An 8,904-nucleotide genomic window follows, 5' to 3' on the forward strand; every position below is an offset into this window, starting at 1 on the left:
CCAGGAAGGCTCCCCTGGGTCAGCGCGCAGTCGACCGGGTAGCAAACCCAGCACCACACACACCCCAAGCATGCCAGCAGCGTCGGCACAGGAATCCGCCGGCAGCCATCGCCTACGGCATCACCTCGCCCTCACACTCACAGCCAGCGCTTAAAACACGCCGCCGCCAAGGAACAACCTCAACGCCGCGACCAATGCGACCGCCACGTTGATCGTCAGGCCGATCTTCCGCTGACAGAACGAACCCAGGATGATGCCCAGCACGCAGCCCGCAAGCACCGCCCATTGCAGCCAGCCGAGCAGAGGGATGAGTCCCGGCACCAGCAGCACCGCGCACACCAGACCGATAAGAACAGAGAGAATTTGCATAACAACGGCACAGATCACCACCCTCCGCTGAATACAACTGCAATTCTCCGGACTCATTGTAAGCCGCGCCTTGCATTCAGGCGCAGACGCAGTACCCTCCGGCCTCGCAAAATGATCCGGAGAGGTGGCTGAGTGGTTGAAGGCACCTGACTCGAAATCAGACGTTGTCGTAAGGCAACCGAGGGTTCGAATCCCTCCCTCTCCGCCATTTTTGCCGCCCCAAGGAGGCAAAAAATGCCCTCCGTAGCTCGCAGAGCGAAGGACGGGCCACCACCCACAAAAAGCATCCTGAAGCGCTGCGTGCGCCTCCCATATGGACTGCGGTCGCGAAGTGAGGAACGAACGCAGCTACCGCTTTCGCCGTGCTGATCGTCTCACGCATACCACTGCTGATTCGAAGGCGGGAGCCGATGAACTTCCGCCAGCCCATCACCCCATGCCCGCCACGAGACGTTCGAAAGCGGCAGCCTCAGCGAAGAAGCAAGCTCGCAGAGCGAAGGACGCCCTCGTTCTCCCTGCGCCCCCTCACCGGATCCACTCCCGCAGCTTCTTCAAGTCCACGGGCTTCACCAGATACTCATTGAAGCCGGCGCGCTTCCCTTCGGCCAGATCTTCATCGCTTCCATAGCCGCTCATCGCCACCAGCAAGGCATCGGCAAGCCCCGGCAGGGCACGAATCCGCCGCGCGACTTCAAAGCCGTTCATGCCCGGCAGCCCCACGTCCAGGATCACCACCTCGGGTAAAAACTCCGCCGCCGCTGCCAATGCATCCGGCCCCGTGAAAGCGATTCGCGTTTCATGCCCCCGGCGCTCATGCAGCAGCGCCAGACTGCAGGCAGAATCCTCATTGTCATCCACGATCAGAATCCGCCTTGCTCTCTCCCTCACCGCACCTGCCGCAGCAGTTCCGGGCCGCTTCTCGGTGGCTGCAGATTTGGCATCCATCACCATGGGCAGGCGCACGCTGAATTCCGCTCCTTGGCCCGTCCCCGCACTCTTCGCCTCGATGCTTCCTCCATGCAGTCTCACCAGCCGCTCCGCGAGTGTCAGACCTATGCCAAGACCTCCACGTTCTCGCTCCAGAGATCGGCTCCCCTGTACAAACAGCTCAAAAATTCGCGGCAGCAGCTGCTCATCGATTCCCACGCCACGGTCGCTCACGGTGATCACCACCTCGCTCCCATCCCTTTCCACGCTCACCTTGATGGGGCTGCCATCGTCGCTGTACTTGCGCGCGTTGTTTAAAAGATTGCCCAGCACCTGCTCGATTCGCGTGGGATCTGCATCCACATGCATCGCTTCTTCCGGCAGCTGAAGCAGCACCTTCTGCCCTCGCTTCATGCCCTCCGCCCGCGCCAGGCTCACCGCCGCCTGCACGATTTCCTCCAGCGCCACCACCTTCTTTCGCAGCTCGATCTTCCCCTGCGTGATCCGGGCCGCATCCAGCAGGTCATCGATCATTCGGCTCATGTTTCCCAGCTGCCGCGTCAGAATCGCCAGCGAGTACTGTTTCTCTTCCTCGTTCAGTGTCGCCGACTTCAGCACCTCCGTCATGTTGCGCATCGGTGCCAGCGGGTTGCGCAGCTCATGGGCTAGCATCGCCAGAAATTCATCCTTCCGCCGGTCCGCCTCCGTGAGCTGCTTCGCATTCTCCACCAGCGCCGTCTCCAGAGCCCGCCGCTCCGTGATATCCGTATGCGCGATGATCGCTCCCCCCACCTCGGGCGGAGCATGCAGGGCGTGCATGGCAAACCACCTTTCTCGATCCAGAGCATGGCAGGAATACTCCATCTTGAATTCCTTCGCTCGGCCCTCCAGCACACTCTGGATGCCCTCCAGCGTCTGCACCGCCACTTCATCTCCCTCGGCGGCAGCCTTTCGGCACACGTCCAGGTAGTTCACCCCGACTCCGACTCGGTCCATCCGGACCTCCCCCCTGTCTTGGGAGAATTGCAGCCACGGCTTGTTGATGGCAATGATCCGTCCCTCACAGTCCAGCACTGCGATTTCCGCAGGCAGCGAATCCAGGACCGCCGTGTTAAAGCGCTCGCTTCGGACCAGCGCCTCAGCCGCCAGCTTCCGCTCCGTCACATCCAGGTTGGTGCCCACCACCCACTCCACCTGCCCCTGCTCATTGAAGCGCGTCGTCTCCACGCATTCCACATGGCGCACCACGCCATCACTCCGGCGGCGGATGCGGAAGGAGCGCGCGCTGCTGCCCCCCATGCTCACCGTCTCCTCCAAGATTTTTAAATTCTCCGCCAGATCTTCCGGCAGCACTGCATCGCGCCAGTCCTCGTACTGCACCATGCCGTCGGGTCTCGGCGGAATGCCGTAAATATCAAACATCGCCTCATCCCACCAGACGGTGTTGGTGATCACATTCCACTCCCAGATCCCCACTCCGGTGGCTGCCGTCGCAAGGCGCACTCGCTCCTCGCTTTCCACCAGCGCTTTTTCCGCACGATAGCGCGGGGAGATGTCATTGAAGTAGCAGACCACGCCATATTCGCCCTCGGGGAGCCGCACACGCTGGATCTCCCATTCATAGGCTTCCTCCATCCGAATATCTTGCCGCTCATGCGCAAAGCGCGGGGAAATATACCGCTCGCCCGTCTCCAGCGTATGCCGAAACCGGGCCATGAGGTCAGCACACAACTCAGCGCCCCACAGGATCTCCGTCACCTCCTCCAGACTGCGGCCAATCAGCGGCTCAATGCCGGGAAACGCCGGCATCGCCACCGGATTGATCTGCCGCAGACGCAGCTGCGCATCCACCACATAGGTGCCGATGGGCGCCTGCTCGATCAACGACGAAAACAACTCCGCATTCTGCAGCGTTTGCAGCTCGGCTTTTTTTCGCTCCGTGATGTCGGTTGCCACCCCAAAATGCCGCACCGCAGTCCCGGCCTCATCATACTCCGTCTCCGCCCGGTTGCCGATCCACCTCTCCTGCCCGTCAGGCCGCCGAATGCGGAACTCATGCGCAAAGTGCTGCCCCTGCTCGATGCATTCCTCCAGATGCTGCCAGTACTTCTCCCGATCATCCGAATGCACCAGCTCCGTGAAAGCGTCACGCGTCAGGGTAAACGTCTCCGGGCTCACGCCAAAGACCGCATACACCTCGGGCGACCACCACAAAACGTCATCTTTGAGGGACAAATCATAAACACCCATCTGCCCTGCGGACAGCGCCAGCCTCAGGCGCTCCCGCTCGATGCGGAGGTTCCGCTCTGCAACCACCTCATCGCCTCTTCTCTCCGTACGAGCCAGCTCCACTCCTCCCTGCGTGGCGGAGCCCTCTGTTTGTTTCAAGAAGAAGCTGTTGGCATGGCTGGGCTCATTCATAGAAATCGTTTCCTAAAGATCCGCCAAGCCTTCCACTGTATATGGCTGATTTTCAATGATTTTAGGTTTGATTATTAGTCTCCGCACAGTTCCGAAAAACCTAAGGATCGTCTGCCGACCCATGTTTGGCTGTATCAAAAACAAGTTCGTCACTGAACCACACCAGATCGTCATTCGATTCTTATTCAGGGTGTTAAACACTCACTGAATTGCCGCAACAGGCATTGCCCAGCCATCATCACCCCAAGGCAAAGCCATCCCTCAACCGCACCTCTCCGGATGCCGCTTGCTGCTGGCTCATATGTCGGACTCACCCTCTAGGGGCGATCATCTCACCGCCCCTTCGCCACAAACGGCTCCGGCGTGTCCACGAAAAACTCGCCCACATCGCCATCCGGCATGCCGTGATTGCGGATGCCTTCCAGCCTGCGGCGGCTGCCGCGCTCGCTGCCCGGGCGGTTGGCCGTGCGTTGCACCAGATCAGTGATCACCGGCGCGGCGATGGCGGCACTGGCAGCCAGCAGAGTCAGGGCGATCACATTCGAAGATCCACGCCGCATCCCCCGGCCAAACAGGATGCCCAGCGCACACCCGGCGGCGGCAGGAGCAATCAGTGAGGCGTAAGTTTCGTAGCCGGGAGCGGAGAGGTTTTCTTTCATAAGTAAACATAACCTCTCCGCGAGAATCACCAAAGAGGAATTTGCCCGCGTCCTGCTTTCCGGCTAAGGGATGACCGTCCACAAATTACTCTGCACATGTCCCAAGCCGCACCCAAAAATCGTTACGCTCTAATCCTCGCAGGCGGCAGCGGCCAGCGCTTCTGGCCCATCAGCCGCGATGCTTTGCCCAAACAGTTGCTCAAACTTTTTGGCGACAAAACTCTCCTCGAACTCACCATCGAGCGCTTGGACGGCTTCGTCCCCAAGGAAAACATCCTCATCCTCACCAACAAGCAGCAGGAAGCCTCCGTGCGTGCTCTGGTCAAAGATCTGCCCGCGGAAAACATCGTCGCCGAACCCGAGAAGCGCGACACCGCTCCCGCCATCGCCCTCGCCGTCGGCTGGGTCGTCGCCCGTGACCCCACCGCCACCATGATCGTCCTGCCTGCCGATCACCTGATCAAAGATCACGCCCAGTTTCAGCGCGTGCTTTCCAATGCCGCCCTCGCTGCCGAAAACAGCGGCAGCCTCGTCACCGTCGGCATCACCCCCACCTGGCCCTGCCCCAGCTACGGCTATGTGGAGCGCGGTCGCCGCGCCAGCATCGGCGGACTCGATGACCTCCCCGTTTGGGAAGTCGCCCGCTTCCGTGAGAAGCCCAATCCCGATCTCGCCGAGCACTTCATCAGCCAGGGCACCTTCCTCTGGAATGCCGGCATGTTCATCTGGACCATCCCCGCCATCTTCAGCGAACTCAGCCGCCACTGCCCCGTGCTGGCAGACTTCGTTTCCGAACTCCGCGGCTCCAAGGACTTCAGCGCCACCGTGGACAAACAGTTCGGCAAACTGCCCAAGCTCTCCATCGACTACGCTCTCATGGAGCGCGCCTCCCGCGTGCTCAATATCGAGTCTACTTTCGATTGGGATGACGTCGGCAACTGGACCAGCGTCGGCCGCTATCTCGACACCGACAGCGATGGCAACCAGCACAACTGCGCCCTCTCACAGCAGGATTCCCTCAACAACATCGTCTTCACCCAGACCGGCCAGCACGTGGCCCTCATCGGGGTTCAGGATCTCATCGTCGTCGCTTCCAAAGATGGTCTCCTCGTCGCCACCCGCAGCAAGGCCGAGAACATCAAGAAAATCGTCGACAGCCTGCCCAAAGAATTGCGCTGATCCTGCATCTAGGATCCAGCATCCAGTCCCATGCCCCGCATCCTCGCCATTGATCACGGCACCGTGCGCATCGGTCTCGCTCTCAGTGACGAGACCGAGATCGTCGCCAGCCCCTTCAAAACGATCGATGCCAATCACGAGCCCGAGCGCACCCTCGCCCGCATCGTGCAGGAGAAGCGCATTGGCAAAATCGTCATCGGCATGCCTTACCGCATGAGCGGCGAGAAAGGCAGCGCTGCAGAGCGCGTCGAAAAATTCGCCACCAGTCTCGGCAAGGAGCTGCAGCACTCGGTGCCCATCGAGTTCGTCGATGAGCGCCTCTCCTCCGTCGAAGCCGAGGCCTCCATGTCCCGCGCCGGCATCACCGGCAAAAAGGAGCGCAACGAGATCGTCGATCAGCTCGCCGCCGTCGTCATCCTTCAAGAATACTTAAACCAGCAGCGCGGCCCCGAAGGCTTCCTGCTGCCCGACGCCTCCTACGAACTCCCGTGGACCGATGAGCCGAAGCGACGTCGAAAGTAAGGCCGGCAAAAATCGCGGCCCCGAGCCGGGATTCAAACGCCTCCGCTTCACCATCGCGTACTGCGGCACCCCCTGGCGCGGCTGGCAGAGCCTGGAAGGCGGCCGCACCGTCACGGACGAACTCCACACCGCCATCCGCAAAGCCACCCGCATCGACGCCCGCGTGCACGGCAGCGGCCGCACCGATGCCGGCGTACACGCACTCGCGCAGATCGCCCACTGCGATGTGCCTGAAACCCTGCGCATGACCTGCGAATCCTGGGCCCATGCCATCAACGCCTGCCTCCCCCTCACCATCCGCATCCTGCGGGTGGAGGAATGCCCGCCCAGCTTCCACGCCCGCTTTGACGCCCTCGGCAAAACCTACCGCTACCGCATCTGGCGCCAGCGCATGCTCTCCCCCTTTGAAGCCGACCGCTCCTGGCACATCTACGGTCCCCTCGATCTCGACGCCGTCCGCTGGTGCTGCGAGAAACTCATCGGCACCCACAACTTCGTCCGCCTCTCCGCCAATCGCGGCGACATGCCCGAAACCGAGCGCCGCCTCCGCTTCGAAAAAACCACCCGCACCATCCACCGCGCCGAACTCCGCGAAGCAGACGACTTCATCGAACTCGAATTCTCCGGCGACGGCTTCCTCTACAAAATGGTCCGCCTCATCGTCGGCAGCCTCATGCACGTCGCCCGCAGCCGCGAACCCAAAGAATGGTTCGCCCAACTCCTCTCCGACCCCACCGGCCCCCAAAGCAACCAAACTGCCCCCGCCTGCGGCTTGTATCTGGTGGAGGTAAACTATCCAAACGAGACCCCTTGAGTCTGTCGTCTTGCCAGCGCTAGATGCTCGCATGCCCAGCACCGGTAGGGCGGTTGGTCCTCCAACCGTCGCCGAGCGACCCTGGTTCTATTTTCGGAAAACAGTTTCGGAAATTTCTATACCATCTCATACCATGAGCGCATGCCTGCCCGTAGGTTGGGTGTGGCGACAGCCCGCCCGACCATGAGCGCGTGAAAACACCCCCTATCCCCCTGCCACCACTCAGCTTTGGCGAAGCATCGTAGCTTGTTACCTCCCACACCGCCCCTCAAACAAAATTCCATCCCCCTTGTAATTTCCCTTTCCTCCTTCTGCGGCTCTTTCATAGGCTCAAACCCACCGCTCTCTCCGCCGACCACCCATCATCCCTTCTCCCAGCCCATGCCCCAGCTCTCCACCCTCATCCTCGCAGAATACTCAATCTACCACGGCCTGGAGCTCTTCATCGTCTTCGGCTTCGCAGGCATCCTCATGGCCATCGCTGGCTACAAGCTCTTCGACAAACTGACCCCCGGCGATCTGCACGCCGAAATCTTCGAGCACAAAAACATCGCTGCGGCCATCCTCGCCGGCAGCGTGATCATCGGCGTGTCGCTGATCCTCGCGGCTGCCATGAGCAGCTGATTCACCCTTCCGTCACATGAAACGCAGCAACATCATCATCCTGACGCTCGCTGGCGTCGGTCTGGGCGTCACGGGCTACAATCGCCTCACCGAAGCCGAGCCCGTGAATGTTCACGACAATCCCATCCTGCCCCCGGAGGCCCTCAGTCCCGCCTTGCGCGCCAGCCTGCCCCCCTTTGTCGCCGGTCAGGACGTCTCCGGCCAGATTCCTCCTCACAACGCCTACGATCCCCAGCTCGGCTATTATCATCAGCCCTGCTCCGCATGGTTTCCCTATCCCTACGATCATTACGACCAGCGCTGGGGCTATTATCGCTGCGGCACCTGGTCGCGTTATCACAGCACTCAGGCCTACACTTCCACCTCCCCATATTATCGCCCCGGCCTCCTCGGCATGGGTTTAGGCATGGCACTCGGAGCCGCCACCGCTCCCAGCACTGCTCCGCGCACCCGTAACGACTACACCCGCCAGCCCGCTGGCGCACCCGTCCATGTCGGCGTCCCCCAGAGCCAGGCCACCGCGACCCGCTCCGCCTTCACCACTCGCGGCGGCTTCGGCCGCACGGGCTCTTTCTCCGGCTTTTTCTCCGGCTCCTGATACTTCCGTGCAACGCATCACCGAATCACCCCGCCCCGACTGGCAGGCCCAGGTCGAAGCCCTCGGCCTCACCTTCCACACCAACGACGGCCACCTCTACTGGGACGAATCCGCCCACTACCGCTTCACCAGCCGCGAGATCGACCACCTGGAGCAGGCCACCGCCGAGCTTCAGCGCATCAGCATCGCCGCCGCAGAGCGCGCCATCCGCGACAACTGGCGCGACCGCCTCGCCATCTCTCCCCAAGCCTGGCAGGAAATCATTCACTCCTGGGACCGGGATGACCTCTCCCTCTACGGCCGCTTCGATCTCATGTGGGACGGCTCCGGCGAGCCCAAAATGCTCGAATACAACGCCGACACCCCCACCAGCCTGCTCGAAGCCGCAGTCGTGCAGTGGCAGTGGCTGCAGCAGACCCGCCCCCACGCCGACCAGTTCAATTCCATCCACGAAAAGCTGCTCGCCTCCTGGCCCGCATGGCCCCAGCAGCAGATCCACTTCTGCGCCCAGCGCGAATCCGAAGAAGACTGGCGCACCCTGCTTTACCTCATCGACACCTGCCGCCAGTCCGGCAAAAGCACCATCGACCTCGCCGTCGAAGATCTCGGCTGGAATGCAGGCATGCAGACCTTCGTGGACCATCAAGACCGCCCAATGGAGCTTCTCTTCAAGCTCTACCCTTGGGAATGGATGTGGCTCGAAGACTTCTCCTGCCATCTCCCCGGCAGATGCCAGCGCTTCATCGAACCCGTCTGGAAAATGCTCTGGAGCAACAAAGCCTTCCTCGTCC

The 8,904-nt window shown here is 61.5% G+C and carries 9 protein-coding genes and 1 tRNA gene; 7 read left to right on the forward strand and 3 right to left on the reverse strand.

Annotated features, from left to right (window positions below):
- Positions 1 to 150 precede the first annotated feature (150 nt).
- Positions 151 to 369, reverse strand: a complete 219-nt coding sequence (locus WAW39_RS12960) for a hypothetical protein (protein ID WP_422319448.1) — start codon at positions 367 to 369, stop codon at positions 151 to 153.
- Between the two features lie 118 nt (positions 370 to 487).
- On the opposite strand from WAW39_RS12960, the gene WAW39_RS12965 reads away from it, so the two are divergent.
- Positions 488 to 577, forward strand: a tRNA-Ser gene (locus WAW39_RS12965).
- A gap of 317 nt (positions 578 to 894) precedes the next feature.
- Here the strand turns inward: WAW39_RS12965 and WAW39_RS12970 are convergent.
- Both WAW39_RS12970 and WAW39_RS12975 read right to left on the reverse strand, forming a co-directional pair.
- On the reverse strand, positions 895 to 3,717 hold the full coding sequence (locus WAW39_RS12970) for a PAS domain-containing protein (RefSeq protein ID WP_422319450.1): 2,823 nt from the start codon (positions 3,715 to 3,717) through the stop codon (positions 895 to 897).
- 332 nt (positions 3,718 to 4,049) lie between these two features.
- On the reverse strand, positions 4,050 to 4,376 hold the full coding sequence (locus tag WAW39_RS12975) for a hypothetical protein (RefSeq protein ID WP_422319452.1): 327 nt from the start codon (positions 4,374 to 4,376) through the stop codon (positions 4,050 to 4,052).
- A 96-nt stretch (positions 4,377 to 4,472) separates the two neighbouring features.
- Here WAW39_RS12975 and WAW39_RS12980 point away from each other — a divergent pair, with 96 nt between their 5' ends.
- The 6 genes from WAW39_RS12980 to WAW39_RS13005 all read left to right on the forward strand — a co-directional run.
- Positions 4,473 to 5,555 (forward strand): mannose-1-phosphate guanylyltransferase, encoded by a 1,083-nt coding sequence (locus WAW39_RS12980; RefSeq protein ID WP_422319454.1) that lies wholly within the window; start codon positions 4,473 to 4,475, stop codon positions 5,553 to 5,555.
- A gap of 30 nt (positions 5,556 to 5,585) precedes the next feature.
- Complete coding sequence (gene ruvX, locus WAW39_RS12985) at positions 5,586 to 6,077, forward strand: Holliday junction resolvase RuvX (protein WP_422319456.1); 492 nt, start codon at positions 5,586 to 5,588, stop codon at positions 6,075 to 6,077.
- On the forward strand, positions 6,052 to 6,891 hold the full coding sequence (gene truA / locus WAW39_RS12990) for a tRNA pseudouridine(38-40) synthase TruA (RefSeq protein ID WP_422319458.1): 840 nt from the start codon (positions 6,052 to 6,054) through the stop codon (positions 6,889 to 6,891). The genes ruvX and truA overlap by 26 nt, the downstream gene beginning before the upstream one ends.
- A 381-nt stretch (positions 6,892 to 7,272) precedes the next feature.
- Positions 7,273 to 7,515, forward strand: coding sequence for a DUF350 domain-containing protein (locus WAW39_RS12995; protein WP_422319460.1), 243 nt, complete (start codon positions 7,273 to 7,275; stop codon positions 7,513 to 7,515).
- 16 nt (positions 7,516 to 7,531) lie between these two features.
- The gene (locus WAW39_RS13000) at positions 7,532 to 8,113 is read left to right on the forward strand and encodes a hypothetical protein (protein WP_422319462.1); all 582 of its coding nucleotides are present in this window, start codon (positions 7,532 to 7,534) and stop codon (positions 8,111 to 8,113) included.
- 7 nt (positions 8,114 to 8,120) lie between these two features.
- On the forward strand, positions 8,121 to 8,904 hold a 784-nt coding region (locus WAW39_RS13005), incomplete at its 3' end, for a glutathionylspermidine synthase family protein (RefSeq protein WP_422319464.1).

This window comes from Prosthecobacter sp. (genome assembly GCF_049294395.1).
Lineage (GTDB): Bacteria > Verrucomicrobiota > Verrucomicrobiia > Verrucomicrobiales > Verrucomicrobiaceae > Prosthecobacter.

Excerpts from the sequence above, each read along its gene's own strand:
- WAW39_RS12960 (WP_422319448.1), bottom strand. The coding sequence starts at position 369 with ATGCAAATTCTCTCTGTTCTTATCGGTCTGGTGTGCGCGGTGCTGCTG.
- WAW39_RS12970 (WP_422319450.1), bottom strand. The coding sequence starts at position 3,717 with ATGAATGAGCCCAGCCATGCCAACAGCTTCTTCTTGAAACAAACAGAG.
- WAW39_RS12975 (WP_422319452.1), bottom strand. The coding sequence starts at position 4,376 with ATGAAAGAAAACCTCTCCGCTCCCGGCTACGAAACTTACGCCTCACTG.
- WAW39_RS12980 (WP_422319454.1), top strand. The coding sequence starts at position 4,473 with ATGTCCCAAGCCGCACCCAAAAATCGTTACGCTCTAATCCTCGCAGGC.
- ruvX (WP_422319456.1), top strand. The coding sequence starts at position 5,586 with ATGCCCCGCATCCTCGCCATTGATCACGGCACCGTGCGCATCGGTCTC.
- truA (WP_422319458.1), top strand. The coding sequence starts at position 6,052 with ATGAGCCGAAGCGACGTCGAAAGTAAGGCCGGCAAAAATCGCGGCCCC.
- WAW39_RS12995 (WP_422319460.1), top strand. The coding sequence starts at position 7,273 with ATGCCCCAGCTCTCCACCCTCATCCTCGCAGAATACTCAATCTACCAC.
- WAW39_RS13000 (WP_422319462.1), top strand. The coding sequence starts at position 7,532 with ATGAAACGCAGCAACATCATCATCCTGACGCTCGCTGGCGTCGGTCTG.